The organism is Mesorhizobium sp. M8A.F.Ca.ET.057.01.1.1 (genome assembly GCF_003952565.1).
Classification (GTDB): domain Bacteria; phylum Pseudomonadota; class Alphaproteobacteria; order Rhizobiales; family Rhizobiaceae; genus Mesorhizobium.
This window is the reverse complement of the sequence record NZ_CP034454.1, coordinates 264397-288191: the sequence shown is the minus strand read 5'-3', so window position 1 is coordinate 288191 and position 23795 is coordinate 264397. Positions and strand designations below refer to the sequence as shown.

The following is a 23795-nucleotide window of genomic DNA, read 5'->3' as shown; positions in this document are numbered from 1 at the left end:
CTGGAAAATCTGGCAACTCAGTTTCTTCCTACGTACAATGAACGAATGAGACCTCCTGATAAAGTTCACTTAGGGATCAATATCACTTTATTTGGGGCAATTCAACAACTAATGTATTAAAGGTATAATGCAACTTCCTTAATTTTAAACAACGTAGATATTGTATTTGATTTCGCCTACTTTTACGTTGGGGGGGGTGTCATTAACTACTTTTCCTGGTGTACGAAGCTTATTACCGTCACGGACTTCTGTTTCAAGAGCCAACCGGACAGGAACTGACGTTTGAGTTCCCGTGAGGCCAGACTGGCAATTGCTCGCGAGGTTCGGCCTCTCCTCTGCGCGGCGACCAGGAGTCAGGCCAGCTTTCAAAGTCGGAGCGACCTTTCGAGAAATCTTTCAAAAACTTAGAATCTAAGATTGTTTCGTTTTTAAATTGAGCCGTCTTTAAAGTGTGTCGATGGTGCCTTCCACCCAAGCCGTCAGCCGCGGATAGCGAGGTCAAGTCACGCGGGGAGATCGGTCTTGGCACGGCGAGATCGATAGTGCTTTCGACGGGAGGTGGCGCGCCATGATGCATGAGAATATTCCGGCCCAATCTCTACCGTGCTGACTTACCAGGGCAGACGCTTTACGCACGCGACGGGGCCGGAGGCGAGGGATCCAAGGCGTTCGTCTCAGTGGGATGGTCAATGGCTTTTCAACCGGTCAAAGCTATGACGCCGCAGTCGTCGCGGATCGCAAGAAAGAATTCGTGCGACGACCCACATGTTTCTTTCCCTGCTTCGGAGGCCGGCTCCTTGCAAGCAACGATGTCCTCGTTGGAACTCACGCCACGAGTGATCTTCTTTCTAAACCAATTAGGATGGACTCTAATTGCAGCTAGAGGAAATCACCCGTGGCAAGTCCCCCGTGACGAAGGATGTTCACGCTTTAACTGCCGGCTAAAATCCGGTCGGTCGCTGCGACATTCCTATTTCAGGTCCACCAGAGAACAAGATCAGGCCGGGCAAATCCGAAAAAGCAATTCAGCACCAGGCGACGCTTTCCGTCGCCTGATTGACCGGTAACCCCGTGAACGAAGCCGCCATCGATTAGGGCGATATCCCCGGCCTTGAGCTGGAACTCGCGGCACGGGACGGCCTCAAGATAGGCTGCCGAATAGGGATATCCAGTGGTCTCCACACCCTGCGACTTTCGGTCCGCAACTGTCGGCTTATGGCTCCAGAGCCTCAGATTGCCCCCGTTCTCGGGCATGCTCGGATAGAGGTTGAGCGCTGCGACCGTGTTGTGCGCCACCGCAGAAAGCTCGTAATCATCGCCAGCACGTAAGACTTGAGCGACATCGTCGTGGGGATCCAAGGAAAACGTGCCTGTGCCCGACCAACTGAGGGCGCGACAAACATTGGCCTGGCCGTGTTCGGAACGGGCTAGCCGCAATTCGATGCCCTGGTTGTGAAGCTCTCGCTTCAACGCCCCGAATACTGCTCGAACCGGGTCAACCAAATTCTTAAAAAGGGCATCGACGTACGGCCGCGCGTTTTCGGCGTCTGCGAAATAGGTGGCTGCATCCTTCCTGTAGTGAGATGCGCCGACATATTGTCCGGGCACACCATCTTTACGCTCTCTGAGACCAGAGCTTCCAATAAAGTTCGTAGTGATCTCCTCGGCTACTTCGGTGCTGAAAGCTTGCTTGATGTGCAGAGCGGTGAGCTCACCTTTCAGGACCGAGATGATCTCCGCCGTGTTGATCGACCCGGTCCGTTCTTTGATCGAAACCGGCGAGATGGCTGGCACTTGAGATATCTGACTAGGCATTGTCTTGCTCCTGTAGTGCGTGTTCAAGGATGGTGATGCCACGATCGAGTTCGGCATCGGTGATGGTTATCGGCGGGAGGACTTTGATAACGTCGCGATTTGGCCCCGAGGATTCGATAAGAAGGCCATTTTCGAATGCGACATCATGCACGCGGCCGACAACTGCCGGTGAACGGCATTTCAGGCCGGCCATCAGACCGCGGCCGCGCTTCTGTTCGATGTATCTTGGAAATTTCGCAACCAGGCGATCGAGGTGCGTTTGCAGCCTGACGGCTGTCCGCTCGACACCTGCAGTAAATTTCCTATCCGACCACATCTTGCACATGGCTCCTGCCGTCACGAAGGCGAAATTGTTTCCTCTGAAGGTCCCGCTATGTTCTCCGGGCTTCCATATGTCCAAGTCGGGTCGAATCAGAACGATGGACAACGGACTACCTGAACCGCTTAGGGACTTGGAAAGACACACAATATCCGGTTCGATTTTTGCAGACTCGAATGAGAAGAAGTCGCCAGTTCGGCCCGCACCTGCCTGGATGTCGTCGACGATAAAAACAATGCCATGCGTGCGGCAAATGCGCTGAATTTCCGTGAGCCAAGCTGCGGATGCGGCGTTCATGCCGCCTTCGGCCTGGATGGTCTCCAGAATGATTGCGGCAGGCTTTTCTATGCCGCTCCCCGGGTCGCTCAAAACGCTGTCGATGTAACTGGCGGAATCGAAAGCTTGGCTCGGATAGCCGTCATAGGGAACACGGATCACATCGTGGCGAGCGACGCCTCCCAGTTCCCTGGTTGAGGCCGAGCCCGACACCGCTAGAGAGCCGAGCGACATACCGTGGAACGCATTCGTAAAGGCCATGACGCTCGAGCGGCCGGTGTATTTTCGCGCCAGCGCCAGAGCCGCTTCGTTGGCGTTCGTGCCGGTCGGCCCAGGAAACTGAATCTTGTATGAAAGGCCTCTGGGTTTCAGGATCCAATCGACGAACCCTTCAATGAAGTCACGCTTTGCCGCCGTATGCATATCAAGCGACAGAAGAATGTTCTCACCGACGAGATATTCAATCGCCGGCGCCATGATATCCGGATTGTTGTGCCCGTAATTGAGCGCCCCGGACCCAACGAGGAAGTCGATGTATGCGTTACCGGTCTCGTCCCAGATGGTGGCCCCAAGTGCCCTCGCAAAGACGGCGGGAAACGACCGACCGTAGCGACGAACGTTGGACTCATGGGCCGTGAAAGGGTCGGTGTTCATATTGAGTCCTCTGCACTTGGGTCGTTCAAAGAAGAGAGCGATTAATGGCTGGTTGCTCGCGGTAGATGTTCGTCATCTAACATTGAGAGCAGAATGCCGGAGGCAGCCTTGGTTAGTCTGGTGATGCCGGCATCCTCATCAAATATTGTTGGGTTGCGTTGCCCTCCATTCGGATGCTTTCGGAGAATGTGCTGCAACAGGATGGCTTCTAAAGCTTCCGCGAAAGCATCGCTACTATGGCATCAGGTAGTTGACGTACCACCCATCGCTGCCCATAGCGCCTCCGGACAAATGTCCAAGGAGATCAGCAGGGTCGCGTCGCCAGAGGTTGTGTCGCTCGGCGGTAGCGAAGCCGCTCGCGAGCGCGCTCCTCAATAGCGCCGTAGCGAGCGAGCGGCTTCGCGGCGGTCATCAATATTCGCCGTTCAAACTCGGGCTGCGGACACCAACCTGATTCAAGAAACTATTTGATGACCGATGACACAGCGAAAGCCACGCTCTCTTTGAGAAGAATGCGGATTCCGATCTCTTGCGCGATGTCTGGCCCGAGCCGCCGGATCAAGAGGGCGGGGCCGCCGTGGACCCCCTTGACGGAAAGCCCGTTCGTAGGCCAGGCGGAAGCAACCGGGAGACGCGCTGGCGAAGGGCCGCATCGGTTTCGAGAACGTCCACTACCGCGACGGCAACCATCCCCGGCCGCAGCTGGGCTGCTGCCTTCAGGCGAGTCGAAAAGGAGATCGTCCGGGAGGGTGAAGGCGTTGACGAGGTGAGCCGTGAGTAAGCAATCAAGCTCTGATCGGGATCGACTAACACTGTTTCCATCCGACCGATGGTTGACCTGTGATCGGCGTTACCTCAAGCTAGGCAGGCCGACAAGCTCGGTTGGAAGGCGAAGACCTTTCGATGAGCTCGTCTCCGAAATGCTCGAGACCCACTGCCGCGCCTACAGGAACATACTGGCGTAACGTGAAAACACGATGGCGTGCGCCGCGGGCAGGTGCATCTGTCGTGGGGCCATCCGCACTGCCAGGCACGCCCTCTCGGCCGGCATGCACTCAGGTCCGGTCGTTTGGGTCGGCGAATTCACACATCCTGCAAAGCAGAAAACCATCTGCTCCATTCATGCGGTCGACGATTTCGCGAAAAACTGGCTTTTCAAACAGAGCGGAGTAACCCTCATATAGAAGGTTACCCAATACGTGACGCCGTTCAAAATCCATAGAGCACAGGGTAACGTCGCCGTTTGGAAGAAGAACATTCCGATACTGTCGTGCGTCCACGCAGGTTAGGGCTCCGACCACTGGCTGACGTGGTGCAACGATCTTAGGGTCGACGCTTCCACCCCTACTGCTCACCGGCCGCGCTTTTATCAGGGCTTCGGTAGGAATAATGTCGGCTATATCTGGGTGGGGCTCGCCCAAGGCCACGAATCGGATCAAGGGGATGTCCGCGTCGACGAGTTGACGAACCAGATCGCGATACTTGTCTCCGACCAGGCGGCTGTTCATGTAGGTGCCGTCATCGAAAACATGGACCACGAATACGCCCAAGCGCAAGGCTTGCAATCGCTGCAGGTCCTGCCCGTTCATTCCCACCAGCGTCGTAAAAATCCTGATGCCATGGCCTTTGGCGAAGGCGTGCTCCACCATTTCGGTACAGTCCGGATTGAGCCAAGGTTCGGAGTATCCCGCAAAACCAATGTCGACGGAAGTCGGTACGCGGGCCAGACACCGCTTGAAATCTTCAAGATCCAGATGACTCGCATGAGACACTTTTCTTTGCCGGACCGCGAACTTGTCCTGGGGACAATATGAACATCCTACGACGCATCCTGTGGTCGTCGTTATCTCCAAAACCCTGCCGGCTGTGTTTGCTGAGCGAAGTTCCGGTAAAATCACTGGTGATTACTCCCATCTACTTCCTGCGAAGCGCCACGATGGTGTGCGTGTGCCTTTGGCTTTCTGATACCGCCTGCTGATCTACCGAGGCAACGCAGACATCTACCCTTTTTGGCAGCCTAAGCCGCCCGGTTCACCGACTTGCCGGGCCGACCTTCACAAACTTCCAGCGCGTCGGACCAGAGACAGCATTGCATCTTTCGAGGCATCACTCGCTCCGGAGATGTAGCCTCAACCGTTGGTCGCTGGCCCGTCGCCGAGATGCGCGCGCAGCACCCTCGAACCCGCCGGAGAGAAGCTTTCTGGATGCCGTCGATCATCCTTCATCGAGCGAGTTCCGTGTTCTCATGCGGGTCAGCCCTCACACTATATTGCCGCACATCGACCAGCAAAGGCCGAGCTAGTGCGCCTGGCGCGCAGTTACTGCGAGATAGGCTTCGAAAAGCCCGACAGAGCTAAGACGCTCCGCTGTATTGAACCCGACATGTTTTCTGACAGCTGTCAGATTTTGGACACACATCACTCATCGTCAGTCGCTTAATACGGATGGTAATTTCTTCCAGGAATCGGTGACATTGAACACCACCCTGTCATGACCGCCCAATCTCAGCGAAGCGAACTCAGCATCGCCACCAGGACCAAGCCTGAAGATAAATCCGCCATAGCAGCGTCAACGACATTTTGCTTTCGAAGCCGGATGGATTGCACGAGGTGATTCGCGCCGTGATGCAGGAGGTGCTCGAGGCCGAGATGGACGAGGCGCTGGGTGCTTCGAAGAGCGAGCGCACGCCGGAGCGTCTCGGCTATCACGCGCGCTACTACGGGCGGAGAACTAGCTGCGCACCTACGGCGGTTCGATAATCCCAAGATTCAAAGCTTTTACAACAGCTACCGTTCTGCTGGTCGCATCCAACTTCCGCATTACATTTTTAAATGGAAATCTATCGTATTTCGTGATCTGCCTAAAATAGTTCCTATTTCCCAAGATGATTTTCCTTGTGACACCAAATCAATGCACTCTATTTCTCTCGGAGACAGGTTATGAGCTCGTTCCGACGCAGTCGTAGTGTCGAACTTCGTAACCATCCGATGAAACCGCAGCGCGGCCATTTGCAGGTAGGTGATCGCTCTATTCTGCAATTCGCAGTCCGAGGATTGAGCAAAACTCACAAACCTAAAGCTGCCACCAGGGCCATGTAATGGGACGGTAACGCCTGACCTCAAGCCGAATGTTGCTGCTTCGTCCAAGACGCGGCGTCCATCTTCAGTTATGCTTTCATCGGTATACACCTCGCTCCATCGAAAGGGTCCCGCCTCCTTTCGACCTTTCTTGATGAGTGGGTCTATTTTGGCATAGCCCATTCTCGAGTAGCGCTCCTGCCATTCAGCAGGATAATTCCACATCACCACAGAACCCTCTCGGTTCGGCTTGAAAACCCTCTGTTCTGATGCGAGCGACCCATAGGCAATCCACGGGCAATCGAAATTCAGCGCAAACGCAGACAACAGTTCGAACAACCGTTCGGATTGAGCGACATCATCAGTCATCTTGAGGAATAGGTCTAACTCCACCGCAATCCGCCGGAGTTCCATGATGTCTCCTTCATTGCGTTCTCATTGGTGCACAGTTTGCTCCAACCCAGCCTCGCAACATCCGAAGTCAACGGGACTCGAGCCGGAGTTCCTTCCGCCACCTGGAGTACCCTCAAGAGTCGTGCCAGCTTGCGAGCGAAGCTTCTCCTTCAGGTCGTCAATCGACGGGGGAGGTACCCAGGAGGCGAACCGACAGCACTGTGTCGGGGAGCGCACAATCCGACAGTCGAGCATTCGATTGACGGAATATGGGCAGGAAAGTATTCGCGGCGCGCTTTTGAAATCAGCACCTAAGTGCCGGGCCTGAGAGCTGCATTGCAACTGTACTTATTTGATCGAGGCAAGAACAAGCTCAAAGTTCAATCGATACATCGACCTTCTTTTCCAATCTCCCGAGTTGAGCAGCCGTAGCAATCGTATTCGACTGGATGGCGGCTGACTTTCTCCAGGCTCGGTAACCTGCTGAATTTGTCCTTCGGATGTTCCCGCTCAGTTGGCACGACTTTTGAACTCACCGTCGTGAGGCGGCAAGAGCTGCCCGCCAAAATTGATGCTGTTATGGGGGAGGTCGAAATTCCAGTTTTGTCTTTTATCGTCTTTGGGACCGAGCGTGTTGATGCGCCCGCTTGGAAACTATGAGACGTTTCCCCGTCCATGGGCGCGGCGCCACTTGTCGCGACGTTTTCGCCTTCACTGTTCGCCTCTGGAACAGGCAGCCGGCCCGGCTCGCGATCATCATGACCGCGATGCTCGCCTCCACGCTGGCTGACGTGTTGATGCCGCTCTATTCTGGCCGACTTATCGACGCTGTTTCTCGTGCTGCTAATGCGGCAGCACCAGCTTCGGCAGCTGTTGCAGCATTCTCTGTACCGATTGCATTGGCACTCGGTGGCATTGCCATGCGCCACGTCGCCTTAATTGGCCTGAACGACTTGGTGTTGAAAATGATTTCCGACGTCGCGACCGAAGCGTTCCATCATGTGCAGCGCTTTTCGACAGACTGGCATGCAAACAGCTTCGCCGGCTCGACAGTGCGCAAGATAACGCGCGGCATGTGGGCGCTCGACCTCCTCAACAGCACGATACTCGTCACGCTGCTCCCGTCGTTTGTCATCTTGATCGGCTCGACGGTGCTGCTCGGCTGGCACTGGCCGGTCATGGGCGTGATCTTTGCTTGCGGCTCTCTCGTCTACCTTGCGTTTTCGATTTCGCTGTCGCTCGGCTATGTCGCGCCAGCGGCGAGCCTTGCCAACCGATGGGACACAAGGCTCAGCGGCGCGCTTGCGGACGCGGTCAGTTGCAACGCTGTGGTCAAGGGCTTCGGCGCAGAGGTTCGCGAAGACGAGCGGCTTGCAAATATCATGACGAAATGGCGGCACCGCGCGCGCCGGAGCTGGGTGCGCGGAACGATCATCGGCTCAACCCAAGGCGTAACTTTGGTTGCGCTCAGGGTGGCGGTGGTCGGATATGCCCTGCTTCTGTGGTCGCATGGACAGGCAACGCCGGGCGAGATAGCATATGTTCTCACGTCCTTCATCGTCCTGCAGGGCTATCTGCGTGATGCCGGCATGCATGTCCGCAACGTGCAGCACTCGGTTAATGATATGGAAGAACTGGTGGCCATCCACAATCAGCACGTGGATGTTGCCGATCGTCCAGAGGCCAAGCCGATCCGGATCACGAAGGGCCGTATCGATTTCGAGAACGTCCACTTCCGCTACGCCAACCATCCCCTGCCGCTCTATAGCGAATGTTCGCTGTCGATTGAAGCTGGCGAAAGGGTTGGGTTGGTTGGACCCTCCGGTTCCGGCAAGACAACATTCGTGAAGCTGATCCAGAGACTCTACGACCTGAGCGGCGGCCGGATCCTGATAGACGGTCAGGACGTCTCCGAGGTGACCCAAGAGTCCCTTCGTTCGCAGATCGCGATCGTGCAGCAGGAGCCGATCCTGTTTCACAGGTCGCTTGCCGAGAACATCGCCTATGGCCGGCCTGGCGCGAGCCAGGCCGAGATCGAGCAAGCGGCACGACTGGCAAGTGCCCACGAATTCATCGCGCCCCTGCCGAAGGGCTATGGGACATTGGTCGGCGAAAGGGGTTTGAAGCTCTCCGGCGGCGAGCGCCAGCGCGTGGCGATCGCGCGCGCCTTCCTCGCGAACGCGCCGATCCTTATTCTGGACGAGGCCACATCGAGCCTCGATTCGGAATCCGAGGTGCTCATTCAACAAGCGGTGGATCGGTTGATGGTGGGCCGAACCACACTCGTCATCGCACACCGGCTGTCGACGGTCCGCTCGCTCGATCGGCTGCTCGTCTTCGACCGTGGCCGCATCATGGAGGACGGCGATCATGCCGCCCTGATCAATCTCGATGGTGGCATTTACCGCCGCCTCTTCGAACGGCAGGCGTTGGAACTCGCGAAGGGCCTGGCCTGATCGCTAAACCGGCTTGCGCGATGCGCCGAGCCGTTGCCGGAGAGGGGTGTGGCAGTGACGAGCGGCGGGCGTTAGGCGGCAAAACCAGCACGGCCGGAACTGTCCGCCAAACGGGCGAGCGGGAATGCACCACGTCTAAGCTTCGGCGAATGCGCGCAGTTACACGCGGGCACCGAATTGTCGCGCCTAACGGCGCACGCACCAAAAGGGCGGGAATGTCGACGGCCCGGGAAGAGTGCGGCCCTCGCCGTTACCCACATTTCGCCAAAGGAAGCGAAGTCAACGCACATTGAGAGGGCGGTGCTTCCCGGCCGGCTGGGATCCCTGTCGCTGGCCCAACCTACCGCACGCCGGCCACGTCAACGGTTCAAAGTCCCTTCGGTTCGCAAAGTCGTCCCCTTGGAGACCCGGAAGCGCAGGAGCTCCGACCGCAGTCTTCGCTCAACTCTGGCCATCTGCCCCGGGATTGGATTCCGTTCCCTTGCTAGCACAGTGGCAGCTGAGCACGAACTCGCCGGCCCCGTGTCTTTCGATTACGGCCAACGGGCTTAGGAAGAGATTGGATTCGCCGGCCCTCTGCGGAGCGAATGAACAGTTCTACAGATCATCGACGTCCGTGAAAAAGAGCACGCAGCCGAAGTAGCCGGCCTGAAGCAGCAGCGAACAGGCCAGCGTCGTGACGACTGCCACACGGAGCGAATCCAAAGCGAAGTAAACCATCGACGCATTGCTGCACAGGACCAGCCCCACGAGCCGACAAAAAGATGAAGTGCAACGCCGTTCTCCTGGTTTTCGCCAGATCATGTTGCGAGCTCGTCGGCCGTAACATGCGTCTGGCAGTTCTTGGGGCAGACGCGGCCGCAGGCTCCGCAGCCGATGCAGCGGCCGGCATCATCGACAACCATGATCATGCGATTGAGCTTGCCGTCGAAATCGTCGTCCTCGTCATCGCAGGGGCCGAGGATTTCACCCGCATCATCAACGCCGTGAAGATGCATGACATCGCGCGAGCAGACCTTGAAACAACGGCAGCAGCCGATGCAGGTCTTGCTATCGATGGAGGTCAGGTACGACGGCATCCAAATGGAGCCGTCACGGGTGGTGAATGTGCGCATCATCCTAAATTCTTCATTGAAGCGAGTTCTCTCTTGGCAACATCCAACTCGGCATAAACGGCTTGGGTTTTCTCGGCGACTTCCTGTATGTCGGCCCACTTGCCCGGCAGACCCTCGACAAGGTCCTGCAATGCCATCTTGGCAATAGCTGCACGCAACTGGAGCTTTCGGACTTTCTTCCTCATCTTATCTAGGTCTGACATAGATCCTTCCTGGAACAATGGTTTTGTTGATGCGCTCCATCTCGGGCTAGGCTTCAATGGCTGCAGTCGCATCGTCGACCAGTTTCGTACCGGCCTCAGCAAGTTTGCGGAAAGTCTCGAAGCCGAACCGGTGGACGTCTCGACAGAACGCCCAACCGCTGGAAGCCCGCAGGGGCTTCATTCCAATTATTGGCGACGTCGACACGCCGGAGCGCTCCTCGATCGCAAGCGCTACGGCGGTGTAAAACATGTCGAGCCTCCACAGCGCGTCAGGATCGGGATCGCCGCCAAAGGGTACCGCACGTTGCTGTTGCTTGGTGATGATGAACTCGGCCAGCAGCTCGGCATCCGAATGGCCTTCCCATAAGCCGAAGGAATCCTGAGTACGAATGAGCCGCAGGAGGCATTTGACGAACGGGGAAGCAAGGGCCTCGTCGTCATTGTTGACAGCAGGGCCAACCGGAGGAATTTCGTTGTTCGTCATTTCAGTCTTCGTCTTCGAGGTACGATTTCCTTTTCCTGCGATGCCCACTCCGGGTCCGCTTGCGTGGCCGACGAATGGCTTGGGCGGGCCAACCCCAAGAGTGCCCCGTGGCCGACCTCGACATGTCCACGAGTGCGAGACCTGCGGCGCGAATTCGCGGCGCACATCGTCTGCGCCGCGATCCGACCGGTGGTCAACGCAATTGAAATCCAACCTGCCGCAAGCCGCCGCCCTGCTGCATCGACATACTTGCTGCGAAGAGAGCTTCGATGGGCGGATTGGCCAGTGTTCAATTCCAATTGTCAGTCCCTTCGCGATTCTTGCTCAGGAAGTGACTGCGTTTTGAGTTTCGGGTGCCTTCTTTTGCGGAGCCACACAAAGATCCGCGTGACAGGCAGGCTCACCCGTGTAGTTGGCCAGTGCTTCGAGCAATGGGGTAAGATAGTACTGTTTGGTGTGGTCCGGAATTGGCCCCAGCCGGTCCACCGATTTCAGTGCCACCTCGATCAACTCGATTGCGCGATCTTTGTTGCCGCTCTCGTAATAATACTGAGCTACCGGGAGGTACCGGCGGTATTTAAACGGGCCATCGCCGTTCGGGGGATTGAGTGCCAGTATCTGTTCCGAGAGCTCGTTGCCCATCGCAAAGCGCTCCGCGCGCGGAAGATGGGAATTGTCCATCGTGGGATCGAAGAGTTGGTTGAGGGCCAAGGCCATCCACGACACCGCGTCGGACGTTTTGTCGATCGCGTCCTCGACCAATTCTCGCATGACCGGCATGCCGGTCTTGATGTCGCGCAGCTTGTGAAGCAGAAGATCCGCATGAATCTGCCGAAAATCAAAAGAGTCTGGCATCAAGGCGAGGCCTTCTTCGATGGCCAAGAGCGCCGCCGTCCAATTCTCGGCCTGCATCGCCGGCTCAAGTTTGGCGTATATCGGCCCGGTAAGCGACATTTCGCGCGCTGCAAGTTGGTTATGCGCGATGCGCTTTGCATCGGCGGCTTTCGCTTCATAGCTGCTGCGCCAGCTGCCGTTAAGGACTTTCGGCAAAACGTCATCGAGTTCCGCCGGGTGGCCGATAAAAGCGATGTGGCCGTCGCGGTCGACCACGAACGAGGTGGGAATCCCAATCGAAGAGCTGGGATCCATCCAGAGCTTGTTCATTTCGCCAATGTAATCGAACCCGATACGATAATTCAGATTCGGGAACTTCTCGGTCAGCCAGGCATCCACGTTGGTCCGCGCCTCGTCTGCGGTAGGACCCTGTTCGCAGGCGGCAACTCCGACCGCCTCAAATCCGCTGCCTTCATATTTCTCCTGCAGTTCGATCAAATGGGGCATGGCGTCGACACATGGTCCGCACCAAGTCGCCCAAAACTCAACGAGGTAGACCTTGCCGGGCCGAAAGTTCGTGAGGGGCTCGCCACGCAGCCAGTTCTCCACTTTGATCGCAGGAGCCGGGGACCCCATACGCAGTTCCATCTTGGTGTCCAAAGTCATTCCACACCTTTCGTCTCTTTTGTCGCGGAATATTTTCCCGTCAAAATCGGACACGGTCTCGAGGGCATCGCTCCCTCTGGCTTGCTTCAGCGAAGCTCTCACCGTGTTGCCGCACATCAAGCTGCAACGGAGGTGCCAATTCCCTCAGCTCCGGTAAGCGGCGGGAAATGCTTTGAAATTCTCCACGAGGCTAAATGCGGCCGATTGTCGTGAACCCGACATGTCTTCTGCCGCTGTCGGGTTTCGCCCTATCTCTTGAGAGCTTGGACGGCTCGCCTGTGATTAGACTGGCCTCGGTCCTCGAGCAGTGGCAGTTTGGCGCCAGTTCGAAAGCGCGAACTCGCCGGCTTGGTCCTCGTGCCGCCACCGCCGCGTGTGGATTCTTGCCCCGGAGTCAAAATTCGCCTCGCGGTTGCCAACGGCGGCATGCGCTCAATGCGCGTGGCGTTGAGCCCCGACAGCACGTAATGGTACCAATTAGTGGATGCCCGTCGCTGCCTCCACTTCTCCAGCCAAGCGCTCGAACGACGCTACCTACCCACGTTCGAGCGCGACCGCGGAATCGCAGACTGCCGAACGTCAGCCGTTGCGAAAGGTGTAGCCGTACCCGTTGATCGCCGGCGCGCCGCCTAGATGTGCGTAGAGGACCCTCGATCCCTGTGGAAAGAAGCCCCTCTGGACGAGGTCGATCATCCCTTGCATCGATTTGCCCTCGTAAACGGGGTCCGTAATCATGCCCTCGAGCCGCGCGCACAAACGGATTGCCTCTTTGGTTTCCTCCGATGGAACGCCATAACCCGGGTACGCGTAGTCCATGAACAACACCACGTCTGCCTCGACAATTTCCGCTCCGAGGTGGACGAGCTTCGCTGTATTTTGGGCGATGCCGAGCACCTGCGCCTTGGTCTTGGCGGGCATGGCGGAGGCATCGATACCGATCACGTTGCGCTGTCGACCATCCTTGGCGAACCCGACGAGCATGCCGCCGTGGGTTGAACCAGTCACCGTACAGACGACGATATAGTCGAAGGCAAACCCAAGCTGCTCTTCCTGGGCACGCACCTCCTCAGCGAACCCCACATAGCCCAGGCCGCCGTATTTGTGGACAGAGGCGCCGGCAGGTATCGCATATGGCCTGCCGCCCCTTGCCTTGACTTCATAAAGTGCCTTTTCCCAGCTGCGGCGGATGCCGATGTCAAAGCCCTCGTCAACCAGGCGCACCTCTGCCCCCATGATGCGGCTCAAGAGGATATTGCCGACCCGGTCGTAGACAGCATCATCATGTGGGACCCAGCTCTCCTGGACCAGGAGGCATTTCATGCCGATCTTGGCGGCGACCGCAGCGACCATGCGCGTATGGTTGGACTGCACGCCACCGATTGTGACGAGCGTATCGGCATCTGACGCGATCGCGTCGGGCACAATGTATTCGAGCTTGCGCAGCTTGTTTCCGCCGAACGCGAGACCGGAGTTGCAGTCCTCGCGTTTGACGTAGATTTCCACCTTGTCGCCCAGATGCTTGCCGAGGCGGTCGAGCCTCTCGATCGGCGTGGGTCCAAAGGTGAGCGGATAACGTTCGAATTTTTCCAGCATGCTATCTCCAGCAAAAAAGTACCTGAACCGGCTACGCACCGGTCAGCCCAGGGGTATGGTCGCGTGTTAGCCGAACACAGATTCCCTATACGATCAGCTCAGTCATCAGAGGGTGACCAAAATTGGTGTGGGTCTGAGCACTGATCCTGTCATCCGCGCATCAAAGCAGCAGCACATGCTGGGCATTCGACCAAGCCGGGACACAGCTGAAAATTGCATTCCGCAGTTGATCAGAGTCAGACGACTGGTACCCGAGCTTTCCTGTAACCATCGGCATGCTGGCCCCTGTGGCGAGTTCCACGAGCGCGGCTAGAGGACTGCCAGATCAGAAAGAGCACGCGGCCGAAGGAGCCGGCCTGAAGCAGCAGCGAACAGGCCAGCGTCGTGACGACTGCCACACGGAGCGAATCCAAAGCGAAGTAAACCATCGACGCATTGCTGCACAGGACCAGCCCCACGAGCCGACAAAAAGATGAAGTGCACGCCGCTCCCCTGGTTTTCGCCAGATCATGTTGCGAGCTCGTCGGCCGCAACATGCGTCTGGCAGTTCTTGGGGCAGACGCGGCCGCAGGCTCCGCAGCCGATGCAGCGGCCGGCATCATCGACAACCATGATCATGCGATTGAGCTTGCCGTCGAAATCGTCGTCCTCGTCATCGCAGGGGCCGAGGATTTCACCCGCATCATCAACGCCGTGAAGATGCATGACATCGCGCGAGCAGACCTTGAAACAACGGCAGCAGCCGATGCAGGTTTGCTATCGATGGAGGTCAGGTACGGCGGCATCCAAATGGAGCCGTCACGGGTGGTGAATGTGCGCATCATCCTAAATTCTTCATTGAAGCGAGTTCTCTCTTGGCAACATCCAACTCGGCATAAACGGCTTGGGTTTTCTCGGCGACTTCCTGTATGTCGGCCCACTTGCCCGGCAGACCCTCGACGAGGTCCTGCAATGCCATCTTGGCAATAGCTGCACGCAACTGGAGCTTTCAGACTTTTTTCCTCATCCTATCTAGGTCTGACATAGATCCTTTCTGGAACAATGGTTTCTTGATGCGCTCCATCTCGGGCTAGGCTTCAATGGCTGCAGTCGCATCGTCGACCAGTTTCGTACCGGCCTCAGCAAGTTTGCGGAAAGTCTCGAAGCCGAACCGGTGGACGTCTCGACAGAACGCCCAACCGCCGGAAGCCCCCACGGGTTTCATTTCTATTGTCGGCGACGTCGACACGCCGGAGCGCTCCTCGATCGCAAGCGCTACGGCGGTGTAAAACATGTCGAGCCTCCACAGCGCGTCAGGATCGGGATCGCCGCCAAAGGGTACCGCACGTTGCTGTTGCTTGGTGATGATGAACTCGGCCAGCAGCTCGGCATCCGAATGGCCTTCCCATAAGCCGAAGGAATCCTGAGTACGAATGAGCCGCAGGAGGCATTTGACGAACGGGGAAGCAAGGGCCTCGCCGTCCCCGTGGACAGCAGGGCCAACCGGTTCATGAGGAATTTCGCTTTTCCCCAATTTCAGTACTCCTCTTGAAGGACGATCTCTTTTTCTGCGATGTGTGGTTCGGGCGCTTGCGTGGGCGGGGAATGGCTTGGGCGAGCCGATCCCACGCAACAGTGTCCCGTGGCCGACCTCGAGCACGTCCACCAATGCGAGACCTTTCACCGCGGCGCGAACGCCTGCGCCGCGGTTCGACCCGAGGTAAACGCAATGGAAATTCCACCTGCCGCAAGCCGCGCACTTTTGCGGCATCGACGTTATTGCTGCGAAGTGCGCCTGGGCGGGCGGATTTGCCGGTGTTCAATTCCAATTGTCATGCCCTTCGCGATCCTTGCTCAGGAAGTGACAGCGTTTTGAGTTTCGGAAGTCTTGTTTTGCGGAGCCACACAGAGACCCGCGTGACAGGCAGGCTCACCCGTGTAGTTGGCCAGGGCTTGGAGCAACGAGGTGAGGTAGCGCTGTTTGGTTTGGTCCGGCACTGGCTCCGAATGGTCCAGCGATTTGATTGCCACCTCGATCAACTCGATCGCCCGGTCCTTGTTGCCGCTCTCGTAATAATACTGAGCGACCGGAAAGTAACACCCGAATTTAAAGTCTCCATCGCCTTGCGGAGGATTAAGTTCCAGGATCTGTTCGGAGAGCTCCTTGCCCATCGCAAAGCGATCATCATGCGGAAGATGGGAGTTGTCGATCGTGGGATGGAAGAGTTGGTTCAGCGCCATCACCACCCAAGACATCGCTTCGAACTTTTTGTTGATCGCGTCCTCGACCAATTCGCGCATAAGCGGCAAGCCGGTTTTGATGTCGCGCAGCTTGTGAAGCAGAATATCCGCATGAACCCGCCGAAAATCAAAAGAGTCTGGCATCACGGCGAGGCCTTCTTCGATGGCCAATAGTGCCGCTGCCCAATCCTCGTCCTGCATCGCCGGCCCAAGTTTGGCGTATATCGGCTGACTCAGCGACGATTCGCGCACACGCGAGATTCGCTTTGCATCGACGGCTTTCGCTTCATAGCTGCTGCGCCAGCTGCCGTTAAGGACTTTCGGCAAAACGTCATCGAGAGGTGCCGGGTGGCCGATATAAGCGATGTGGCCGTCGCGGTCGACCACGAACGAGGTGGGAATCCCGAACGAAGAGCTGGGTTCCAGCCAGAGCTTTTTCATTTCGCCAGTGCAATCGAACGCTGTCCGATAATTCAGATTCGGGAACTTCTCGGTCAGCCAGGCATCCACGTTGGTCCGCGCTTCGTCCGCGGTTGCAGCCTTTTCGCAAGCTGCGACTCCGATAATCTCAAATCCGCTGTCTTTATATTTCTCCTGCAGTTCGATCAAATGGGGCATGGCGTGGACACATGGTCGGCACCAAGTCGCCCAAAATTCAACGAGGTAGACCTTGCCGGGCCGAAGGCTCGTGAGGGGCTCGCCACGCAGCCAGTTCTCCACTTTCAGCGCAGGAGCCGGGGACCCCATACGCAGTTCCATCTTGGTGTCCAAAGTCATTCCACACCTTTCGTCTCTTTTGTCGCGGAATATTTTCCAGTCAAAATCGGACACGGTCTCGAGGGCATTGCTCCCTCTCGCTTGCTTCAGCGGAGCTCTCACCGTGTTGCCGCACATCAAGCACGGCAAAGGGCATGCCAACCCTTCTTAGCTTCGGCAAGCGCCGGTACCGCCTTGAATAAGCGAGCCCTAACACGGCCAGCTGACGTTAACCTGAATGTCGGCTTTCGACGGCTCACCTTAGCGGCTGCCGTTTAGGAAGGTGAGAGTTTGGCTGGCCCGCTGGCGATAAGACCGGCTTCGGCGTCCTGGAGTAGTCGCACTTCGGCGATGGGGTCGAAAGTGCGGGAGAGGCTCGGTACCCTTGCAGCCACCGCCGCATGTGGCCCGGCGTCATAATTCGCGTCGCGGTTGCCAACGGCGGCGTTGGGCTCGATCCACGTGGCGTTGAGCCCGACAGCACGTAAAGCTGCATCGTGATTGAATGCCCTTTGCTGTTTCACGCCAAGCAGGAGTCGCGCGACGCTACCTTGCTCAAGCGCGAGCAGAGCGATCTGACGCCGTAGGAATATTGCTCGTCCCGCTTTTGCCGCCAGAGGCGGAAATCTTTCCTGAATGCCACCGCCGATCATCAATATCGACGAATCATATCCCGCTGCCCATTTGTTCGACTCCGAGGTCGGGCCAGCACTCCGTCAAGGGACGGTTGATGAACCCTAGATGCTCGGGATTGGCGCATGGCGCGCGCCGCAGAAGGCTGTCAAGGATGCGGCGCGCTCGCCAGGCCAGCAGCCCAAAGTTCGGATCAGCCAGCCCGCGCTGTCCAAGGCAGGCGTTCTGAACGAAAAGGCGTCGGTCTCGCGGTCCGTCCCAGTACACCGAAAAATCCTCGCCGATGGCGAGCTCATTGCCGATCTGTTCGAGGCGATCTGCGATCGGTTCTAGGAAACCCGGCAGCGGTTTCTCGTACCCGGTGGCCAGGATGACGATATCGGCGGTTACTTCTCCGATGTTGTCCAAGCCGCGTTGCAGCGTGAGCCTGTGCCCTGCTCCGGCATTGATGCAGCGCGACACGTTGCAACTTGGCCGCAATGTGATCTCGCATTGGTGTGGCTCGAGAAAGGCGTGGTGGTAGAGCGCCTGATAGACCGCGCGCAACTTGCTTTCTGAAATGCCCTCGGAGGCAAGCGCGAAACGCCGCAGGAACAGCTGTCGATGCACCTCGCTCATCGCAGCAAAACGATCCGAGAAGCATGGCGTGAACAGCCCGTTTGTGAACGCGTGGTCGTCGAAAGGCATCTCGCGCGTCAAGACCCATGTGATCGCCGCGGGCCGCCGTTCTTTCGGCCGGCCGACAAGGTGCAGTAGCAGCTCGGCTCCCGACTGTCCGCCGCCAACAACGCAGACATGCTTTTTTTGCACCTCAGGATTGATGTGGGCCAACTCAGATGAGTGGAACAGGTTGGGTCCAGTCCAGCCATGAAACTGAGGCGGAATTTGCGCCTGCTTGCCTATGTCGATGACGAGGTTTCTTGCATCAAGGACCGCGTTGTCCGTCCGCACGCGAAACTCGCCGTCAAAGCGGATTTCGCGAACGGCCTCGCCGCCACGGACAAGCGGATTCTTCTGGAACGCCCAGTTGAGATATTGGGCGAACTCGGCTCTAAGCACCCCGTGAAATGGCGCATTGAGGAAATTGTAAAGACGCCCGTTCTCGTGGAGGTAGTTTACGAATGTGTAGGCTGATCGCGGATTGACCAGAGTAACCAGATCCTGGAAGTGGCCGACCTGGAGCTCCGCGCAATCGAAAGCGCTGCCTGGATGTCCTCGGAAATCGACCTCCCGGTCCAGGAACAGTGCCCCTTGCGCAATCTCTTCCTGTATCTGACACGCAAGGCTCAAATTAGATGGTCCAGCACCCACACCAATACAAAAGAGGTCCACTTATCCTTACTCCTCTAGGAGTGTTTTCCAACTCAGCGGCATGTTGACGTCGATTGCCGGGCATTGAGCAATGCGAACCTCACAGGCATGCTTGAGCCGCGGTCCCGACTGAGAGGACAGCAAAAGCGTGTGCCGCCTTCCAGGTCTTGGGCTCAATGTCGGCGGCATCGACAGCGGCGCGGCGTGATCCGAACCCAAGAGCAGAAGGAAAGTGTGTGATGCTGTCGCGCGGCTCTTCCGGATCTTACGGCGGCTTCTAGCGCCGGCCTCCACCCCAGGAGTGGCTGTTTCCCTGCCACGACGGAAGCGGCTCTTTCTTTCGAGGGGCGTAACCATGGATAACGGCTCTTAATGCTTTCGGAGACTCCCATGCATGCGGCGTGCCGGATAAAGACCTGTCAAACCAACGAGTTCGCGCAGTTCCAGCTCGTCTGGAATCCGACATTGTCGCACGCCCGACGATCGGGCAGGGGAAGCTCCGCGGCAGCGGCCCTTGCACACCGCAGGCTGACAGGGACAGCCGCCGATTTGACGCGCGTCCGGGTACTGATAAGGGGCCTTCCAACAGGGTTCGCGCACGAGGCGGGGTCTCCTGGTACACCCGCCCTGTGGCTTGGCTGCGGTCTGCTGCAGCCGTTCGTCTTTACTGCCCGTTGCGGACGATCTCGCACGAGTTGGTTCACGAGAGCGTCGTGAAGCAGTCGAGGCGTCCGGTTTGGCTCTGACAAGCGTCGCAAGATGTTCGCGGATCCAGCCATGTCTCCGCAATCCGACCGGTAACCGACGACGACTTCGGACTGGTTGGCGGTCCTACGACCTGATCGGTGTTCCTACGGAGCTGATCAGCGAGCCAAAAACAGCGGCAATGTGGTCTTCCCAAAGCTCCAGCTCGGCGGACCGCCGAAAATCCGCTCACGCAGCCCACGGCTGCCATAAGCACCCATAACCATCATGTCAGCACAGATGTCGTTCGCGTGCTGGGTCAGCACTGTGCCCGCCGATTTGCCGGCGCTCTTAAGCAGGTCAACGGAGACCCGAGCACCGTGCCGAGTAAGATAGGCAGCGATGTCAGCTCCAGACTGCGCGCCTTTCCCGTTGTTTTGCGCCTTTGGATCGACCATAGCGACACAGACTTCCTTGGCAGCGGATAGGATACTAAGAGCTTCCCGAACCGCACGCGAGGCCTCTACACGCGAATCCCAGCCGACCAGCACGCGTCGAGGCGACAGCGTCGCCTTAACGCCCTTCGGCACGATGAGCACCGGCTTTCCGCTATCGAACAAGCAGCCGTTGACAACAGGAGGTCCGAGAGTCTCATCGTTGAGGAGGTCTCCTCCAACGATCGTCAGGTCAGCGCAGAGCGCCCGCTGTCGTGCCACTTCACCGAGGCTAGCCGGATCGCAATAGTCGGTGTCAACGTCACAGGAAAGCGACATAGCTTTCAGCCTTTTGAGGATATCCGCGGACCGTCTTTCCATTCTGGTCACGTCCTGTGAAAATTTCTCGATTTGCTGAAATCGATAGTTCGGTACTGCAATTGCCTGTGCACGTCCTGTATTCCATTCGGGGGGCGGAGACAACATCAAGAGCAATGGAGGCGGTATAATGAGTACCGATAGGTGCGCGCCGACCTCGGCACACAGTCCGGCAGCTGTTGTGAGGTCCTCATCAGAATGATCAGCACCCGTCACACTGAATATGCTTTTAAATTCCATTTGCCTGCTTCTCCTGGTCTTCGTTAGGAGCGCCTCAAAGCGGCAACACCGCTCTCAGGAGGAAGAGAGAGCGGCACCACGTTCGATCACCGATTTCAGTCGTCCGGCTTCTCGAGCGAGTAGCCGGCCGACCTGACGGTGCGAATGACGCTGCCGGGCAAGGCCGTTTTCAGCGCCCTCCTGATTCGGCTGATATGGACATCGACGGTGCGTGCACCGACATGAATGTTGGGCAGCCAGGCCGCCCCGATAAGCTCGTCCCGGCTGAAGACCTTGCCGGGGGCCTCAATCATAAGCCGCAGCACGTTGAAATCGATCCGTCCGAGATGGATGTCGTGGCCATTACCGCGAACCCGATGGGCATCGAGCTTCATCTCCAGGCCTCCACAACAAATCCAACTGTCGTTTTCAACCCCGTTCGGACCACGCTTGGTCAGCCCGAGCCTCGCCCGCAGGCAGTCGAGCAGCTTGGCCGGAGCCACCGGCCGCACAAAGCTCTCAACGCCTGCCTTCAAGAGATCGAGGTGCTGGTGCTCGGCGCCAGGCGCGATCAGGGCGATGATAGGCAGGTCGGTGGTGCGCGGTTCCCGCTTGAGGTGGGCGCAAATTGCGGACCCGTTTATGCTGGCTGGGTCGCAATCCAGCACTACGGCCTGAAGCTCCCGTTGTTCGGCCAAGGCCAGCGCAGCCTTCGCGCCGTCTGCCGTCTCACTGCTGAAACCGTCAACCTCCAGTATGTGGCTGTAGAGCAGATAGAACTCGGCATCTTGCGAGCAGATCAGGACCAGCGGCTTCTTCATCGGCGATACCCCAACAACCTGGTCGGCCTCGAGTCCCTGGATCGAGGGGACTGGCCAACATAGTTTCTCGGGTCCGTCATGATGGCCTTTCTCGAAAATCGCGCCCATCATGCCAGCGCCACGTGGGGAAAGGTTTCGATGACTGAAATCGCATCGTCGACCAGCTTCGTACCGGCCGTGGCGAGCTTCAGGAGCGTCTCGAAGCCAAACCGGTGGACATCGCGCAGCGTTTTGGACAAAACGACCAGCCGTCCGGTCGTGAAAAGCACCCGACCAAAACCCTCATGGCTCACCTGGATCATCGGCGATGCCATAAGGCCGCAGCGCTCCTCGATCGCAAGCCCGATGGCGGCGTAGTACTTGTCGAGCCTCCACAGCACGTCGGGATCGGGATCTCCGATGATTGGGATCCCTCGGCGCTGTTCCTTGGTAATGATGAAGTCGCCCAGCAGCTCAGCGTCCGCTTTGCGTTCCCACGAGCCATAGGAATCCTGAGAACGGATCAGCCGCACGAGGCATTTGACGAACGGGGTGCAAAGAGCCGCCTCGTCTTCGGCGACAGCTGGGGGGATTGCGGGGTCAGGCATTGGCGTCCTCCTCTTTTCAGTCCTCGTCCTCGAAGGACGGTTTCTTTTCGGCAATGCCCGCTCGCGCCAGCACCTTGCGCAGCCAAGGCGGAGGACACGTCCTGAGCATCATCTGCGTGCGCAAGAGCACCTGTGGGATCGATTGGGGCTCCGCCACTTTGATCGGGTGGATTTTTGCCGCGACAAGCTTGGCTGCCGAAGGGCCGCCAATTGCCAGACAAAACAGGATCTGACAGCCCTTGAGCGCATCCACCTTTGGCGTGATGCGATCATCGCGCTCGGCCCGATGCTCCCCGCTTTCATCGGACACGTCATCGAAGGCCACGGCTTCTACGAGATTCCATTCCTCGCGCGTCACGTCGTAGACAGCAAAGCGCCTGGCCGACCCGAAATGGGCGTTGAGGTCCTGCATGTCCTGAGTGGCGATCGCAACGCGCAATGCGCCCTTACGTCGTTCAGGCATCGGGGCGAAAACCTCACTACTGACCAGCGAGAGGCGGCGAACAGCGTTCATCGTGATATTTCTCGATTACGGAGTGGATCAAGCGCCTCAGGAGTGGGCGCGTGTTGGTTGGCCTGGAAGATGCTGGCGACCTCGAAGATCATGTCGCGGGTGCCCTGATAGAGAATTGCGAGCTTGTGCTGGCTGCCTAGTCGATCGAAGACCGGGAACCCGATGCGCATGAGCGGAATTCGGAGCCGCTCCGATGCTTGGCGCCCGTGCGAATGCGTGACAAGCAGGTCAGCACCGACGGCAAGACTTTCCAGATCGCCGAGATCGCCGATCTGAACCGAAACCGCCGGGACTTTCTCGAGAATTTTAGACCTGTCGGTCGTTGTGACGGCCGCGGCTATCTCGGAGCCGAGGCCAGCAAAGAAGGTCGCAAGTTGGAACAGCTGGTCTGGTTCGGCAGCGATGGCAATTTTCTTGCCGCCGAAATGGAAATGTCCGTCGAGCATCGCGTCCTGCAATTGCGCCCGGCGCCGGCGCACGCGGGCCGGTACCGCCGCGCCCGAAATCGCAGACAGCAGCGACACGAAGCGGTCCGTGTCCTGCAGCCCAGTCAGTGACTGGAACAACACGTAAGGCACGCCGGTCAACCCGTGCAGCGCTTTCGCCGGGCGGCGCATGTGCTCACCGATGGCGATGCATTGCATGGCCGTGCCCAACTCGCGAATGTCTTCGACGCTGGTGCCGCCGTATGTGGTCGCTACCCAGCGGTCAGGAACCGTACCGTCGAGCGAGCCTGAAATGTCGGGCAGAATAACCGGCTTGAGCCCAAAGCTTTCAACCATGTCCCGCATATGCTCGATGTCGGCGATAGAGAGGTTGCATCCGGGCAGGATTGCGATCTTCTTCGGGTGCCGCGCCCGTTCGCCCGAGCGCGTAATCCCTTCGATCATTGCGGTGACTGCCTTGGCCCAGCCCTCTTCGATCGCGCCGTCAAAATCCGGCGTGTTGGCCAGCACGACCTCCGTACCCGCAAGCTGTTGCGTGTGCTTCCGCATGATGTTGGCAATATCACCCGCGCAATCTTCGCCACGCGTCTCCACCAGCGCGGTCGTGCACACCCCGATCAGCGTTGGCTTCGTGCGGTTCTTGAGGTTGAGGATCGCCTCTTCCAGATGGTCGGCTGCGCCGAGGATGGTCGCCACCTCATCCATCGCCGTAGTCTGCAAGGGAATCGCTTCTTTGAAGTGCCGCACGAAGAGAACGAGCGCAAAGCTTGTGCAGCCTTGGCTGCCGTGGAACAGCGGCATCGCACCGTCGACGCCAAGAAAGGCAAAGGCGGCACCCAGCGGCTGCGACGACTTCAGCGGGTTGACTGCCGCCGATTTGCTCTGGGGAAGGATGCGGGCCATCGGT

At 58.0% G+C, this 23795-nt stretch carries 22 protein-coding genes and 2 pseudogenes; 2 read left to right on the top strand and 22 right to left on the bottom strand.

Going from position 1 to position 23795, the window contains the following annotated elements; translation table 11 throughout:
* Window positions 1-975 precede the first annotated feature (975 nt).
* The 3 genes from EJ077_RS01290 to EJ077_RS01280 all read right to left on the bottom strand — a co-directional run bounded on the left by EJ077_RS01290 (window position 976) and on the right by EJ077_RS01280 (window position 4836).
* A complete protein-coding gene (locus EJ077_RS01290; RefSeq protein WP_128204855.1) occupies window positions 976-1815 on the bottom strand; it encodes a hypothetical protein in 840 nt (279 codons plus the stop codon).
* Window positions 1808-3064, bottom strand: coding sequence for a diaminobutyrate--2-oxoglutarate transaminase (gene ectB / locus EJ077_RS01285; protein ID WP_126104995.1), 1257 nt, complete (start codon window positions 3062-3064; stop codon window positions 1808-1810). Before ectB ends, EJ077_RS01290 begins: the two co-directional genes overlap by 8 nt.
* Window positions 3065-4119: 1055 nt before the next feature.
* Window positions 4120-4836, bottom strand: a complete 717-nt coding sequence (locus EJ077_RS01280) for a radical SAM/SPASM domain-containing protein (protein WP_224571099.1) — start codon at window positions 4834-4836, stop codon at window positions 4120-4122.
* Window positions 4837-5554: 718 nt separating this feature from the next.
* Between EJ077_RS01280 and EJ077_RS01275 the strand changes: the two are divergent.
* Window positions 5555-5790: pseudogene (locus EJ077_RS01275) on the top strand (transposase); the annotation flags it as partial.
* 93 nt (window positions 5791-5883) lie between these two features.
* Here the strand turns inward: EJ077_RS01275 and EJ077_RS01270 are convergent.
* The gene (locus EJ077_RS01270; RefSeq protein ID WP_245458602.1) at window positions 5884-6555 is read right to left on the bottom strand and encodes a LuxR family transcriptional regulator; all 672 of its coding nucleotides are present in this window, start codon (window positions 6553-6555) and stop codon (window positions 5884-5886) included.
* A 635-nt stretch (window positions 6556-7190) separates the two neighbouring features.
* Here EJ077_RS01270 and EJ077_RS01265 point away from each other — a divergent pair.
* Entirely contained in the window at window positions 7191-8990 is a 1800-nt protein-coding gene (locus EJ077_RS01265; protein WP_208699266.1) for an ABC transporter ATP-binding protein, read from the top strand.
* Window positions 8991-9587: 597 nt separating this feature from the next.
* Here EJ077_RS01265 and EJ077_RS01260 read toward each other — a convergent pair.
* The 18 genes and pseudogenes from EJ077_RS01260 to nifN all read right to left on the bottom strand — a co-directional run bounded on the left by EJ077_RS01260 (window position 9588) and on the right by nifN (window position 23791).
* Entirely contained in the window at window positions 9588-9794 is a 207-nt protein-coding gene (locus EJ077_RS01260) for an exopolysaccharide production repressor protein (RefSeq protein WP_208699264.1), read from the bottom strand.
* A complete protein-coding gene (gene fdxB / locus EJ077_RS01255) occupies window positions 9791-10108 on the bottom strand; it encodes a ferredoxin III, nif-specific (RefSeq protein ID WP_208699262.1) in 318 nt (105 codons plus the stop codon). The genes EJ077_RS01260 and fdxB (EJ077_RS01255) overlap by 4 nt, the downstream gene beginning before the upstream one ends.
* Window positions 10105-10308 carry a CCE_0567 family metalloprotein gene (locus tag EJ077_RS01250; RefSeq protein ID WP_063169367.1) on the bottom strand — a complete coding sequence of 68 codons (204 nt, stop codon included), beginning with the start codon at window positions 10306-10308 and terminating at the stop codon, window positions 10105-10107. Before EJ077_RS01250 ends, fdxB (EJ077_RS01255) begins: the two co-directional genes overlap by 4 nt.
* 46 nt (window positions 10309-10354) lie before the next feature.
* Window positions 10355-10792, bottom strand: coding sequence for a DUF269 domain-containing protein (locus EJ077_RS01245; protein WP_126104992.1), 438 nt, complete (start codon window positions 10790-10792; stop codon window positions 10355-10357).
* Window positions 10793-11116: 324 nt separating this feature from the next.
* Window positions 11117-12274, bottom strand: coding sequence for a TlpA disulfide reductase family protein (locus EJ077_RS01240; RefSeq protein ID WP_126080608.1), 1158 nt, complete (start codon window positions 12272-12274; stop codon window positions 11117-11119).
* A 597-nt stretch (window positions 12275-12871) separates the two neighbouring features.
* Window positions 12872-13885: a 1-aminocyclopropane-1-carboxylate deaminase gene (locus EJ077_RS01235; RefSeq protein WP_024505903.1), complete on the bottom strand. Its 1014-nt coding sequence runs from the start codon at window positions 13883-13885 to the stop codon at window positions 12872-12874.
* Between the two features lie 236 nt (window positions 13886-14121).
* Window positions 14122-14313, bottom strand: a complete 192-nt coding sequence (locus EJ077_RS31725; protein ID WP_127394248.1) for an exopolysaccharide production repressor protein — start codon at window positions 14311-14313, stop codon at window positions 14122-14124.
* Between the two features lie 79 nt (window positions 14314-14392).
* Window positions 14393-14709, bottom strand: a pseudogene (gene fdxB, locus EJ077_RS01225) (ferredoxin III, nif-specific).
* Window positions 14706-14864 (bottom strand): CCE_0567 family metalloprotein, encoded by a 159-nt coding sequence (locus tag EJ077_RS01220; protein WP_224571204.1) that lies wholly within the window; start codon window positions 14862-14864, stop codon window positions 14706-14708. Before EJ077_RS01220 ends, fdxB (EJ077_RS01225) begins: the two are co-directional and overlap by 4 nt.
* A gap of 90 nt (window positions 14865-14954) precedes the next feature.
* Window positions 14955-15398: a DUF269 domain-containing protein gene (locus EJ077_RS01215; protein ID WP_245458601.1), complete on the bottom strand. Its 444-nt coding sequence runs from the start codon at window positions 15396-15398 to the stop codon at window positions 14955-14957.
* A 320-nt stretch (window positions 15399-15718) separates the two neighbouring features.
* The gene (locus EJ077_RS01210; RefSeq protein ID WP_245438181.1) at window positions 15719-16882 is read right to left on the bottom strand and encodes a TlpA family protein disulfide reductase; all 1164 of its coding nucleotides are present in this window, start codon (window positions 16880-16882) and stop codon (window positions 15719-15721) included.
* Window positions 16883-17136: 254 nt separating this feature from the next.
* The gene (locus EJ077_RS01205; RefSeq protein WP_024505270.1) at window positions 17137-17514 is read right to left on the bottom strand and encodes a hypothetical protein; all 378 of its coding nucleotides are present in this window, start codon (window positions 17512-17514) and stop codon (window positions 17137-17139) included.
* A gap of 13 nt (window positions 17515-17527) precedes the next feature.
* Window positions 17528-18826 (bottom strand): lysine N(6)-hydroxylase/L-ornithine N(5)-oxygenase family protein, encoded by a 1299-nt coding sequence (locus tag EJ077_RS01200; RefSeq protein ID WP_208699260.1) that lies wholly within the window; start codon window positions 18824-18826, stop codon window positions 17528-17530.
* 842 nt (window positions 18827-19668) lie between these two features.
* Entirely contained in the window at window positions 19669-20541 is an 873-nt protein-coding gene (locus EJ077_RS01195; RefSeq protein WP_126087041.1) for a universal stress protein, read from the bottom strand.
* A gap of 95 nt (window positions 20542-20636) precedes the next feature.
* Window positions 20637-21452, bottom strand: coding sequence for a response regulator transcription factor (locus EJ077_RS01190; RefSeq protein ID WP_063169370.1), 816 nt, complete (start codon window positions 21450-21452; stop codon window positions 20637-20639).
* Window positions 21449-21928, bottom strand: coding sequence for a NifX-associated nitrogen fixation protein (locus EJ077_RS01185; protein ID WP_024505267.1), 480 nt, complete (start codon window positions 21926-21928; stop codon window positions 21449-21451). Before EJ077_RS01185 ends, EJ077_RS01190 begins: the two co-directional genes overlap by 4 nt.
* Window positions 21929-21944: 16 nt before the next feature.
* Complete coding sequence (gene nifX / locus EJ077_RS01180; RefSeq protein ID WP_063169371.1) at window positions 21945-22442, bottom strand: nitrogen fixation protein NifX; 498 nt, start codon at window positions 22440-22442, stop codon at window positions 21945-21947.
* A complete protein-coding gene (nifN, locus tag EJ077_RS01175) occupies window positions 22439-23791 on the bottom strand; it encodes a nitrogenase iron-molybdenum cofactor biosynthesis protein NifN (protein ID WP_126063827.1) in 1353 nt (450 codons plus the stop codon). Before nifN ends, nifX begins: the two co-directional genes overlap by 4 nt.
* Between the last annotated feature and the right edge of the window lie 4 nt (window positions 23792-23795).

Bases quoted from the DNA above. Each gene is read 5' to 3' on its own strand.
- EJ077_RS01250 (WP_063169367.1), bottom strand. From the start codon at position 10,308: ATGTCAGACCTAGATAAGATGAGGAAGAAAGTCCGAAAGCTCCAGTTG.
- EJ077_RS01235 (WP_024505903.1), bottom strand. From the start codon at position 13,885: ATGCTGGAAAAATTCGAACGTTATCCGCTCACCTTTGGACCCACGCCG.
- fdxB (WP_208699262.1), bottom strand. From the start codon at position 10,108: ATGATGCGCACATTCACCACCCGTGACGGCTCCATTTGGATGCCGTCG.
- EJ077_RS31725 (WP_127394248.1), bottom strand. From the start codon at position 14,313: ATGGTTTACTTCGCTTTGGATTCGCTCCGTGTGGCAGTCGTCACGACG.
- EJ077_RS01240 (WP_126080608.1), bottom strand. From the start codon at position 12,274: ATGGAACTGCGTATGGGGTCCCCGGCTCCTGCGATCAAAGTGGAGAAC.
- EJ077_RS01205 (WP_024505270.1), bottom strand. From the start codon at position 17,514: ATGATCGGCGGTGGCATTCAGGAAAGATTTCCGCCTCTGGCGGCAAAA.
- ectB (WP_126104995.1), bottom strand. From the start codon at position 3,064: ATGAACACCGACCCTTTCACGGCCCATGAGTCCAACGTTCGTCGCTAC.
- nifN (WP_126063827.1), bottom strand. From the start codon at position 23,791: ATGGCCCGCATCCTTCCCCAGAGCAAATCGGCGGCAGTCAACCCGCTG.
- EJ077_RS01270 (WP_245458602.1), bottom strand. From the start codon at position 6,555: ATGGAACTCCGGCGGATTGCGGTGGAGTTAGACCTATTCCTCAAGATG.
- EJ077_RS01195 (WP_126087041.1), bottom strand. From the start codon at position 20,541: ATGGAATTTAAAAGCATATTCAGTGTGACGGGTGCTGATCATTCTGAT.
- EJ077_RS01185 (WP_024505267.1), bottom strand. From the start codon at position 21,928: ATGCCTGACCCCGCAATCCCCCCAGCTGTCGCCGAAGACGAGGCGGCT.
- EJ077_RS01190 (WP_063169370.1), bottom strand. From the start codon at position 21,452: ATGATGGGCGCGATTTTCGAGAAAGGCCATCATGACGGACCCGAGAAA.
- EJ077_RS01260 (WP_208699264.1), bottom strand. From the start codon at position 9,794: ATGATCTGGCGAAAACCAGGAGAACGGCGTTGCACTTCATCTTTTTGT.
- EJ077_RS01290 (WP_128204855.1), bottom strand. From the start codon at position 1,815: ATGCCTAGTCAGATATCTCAAGTGCCAGCCATCTCGCCGGTTTCGATC.
- EJ077_RS01210 (WP_245438181.1), bottom strand. From the start codon at position 16,882: ATGACTTTGGACACCAAGATGGAACTGCGTATGGGGTCCCCGGCTCCT.
- EJ077_RS01265 (WP_208699266.1), top strand. From the start codon at position 7,191: ATGAGACGTTTCCCCGTCCATGGGCGCGGCGCCACTTGTCGCGACGTT.
- EJ077_RS01245 (WP_126104992.1), bottom strand. From the start codon at position 10,792: ATGACGAACAACGAAATTCCTCCGGTTGGCCCTGCTGTCAACAATGAC.
- nifX (WP_063169371.1), bottom strand. From the start codon at position 22,442: ATGAACGCTGTTCGCCGCCTCTCGCTGGTCAGTAGTGAGGTTTTCGCC.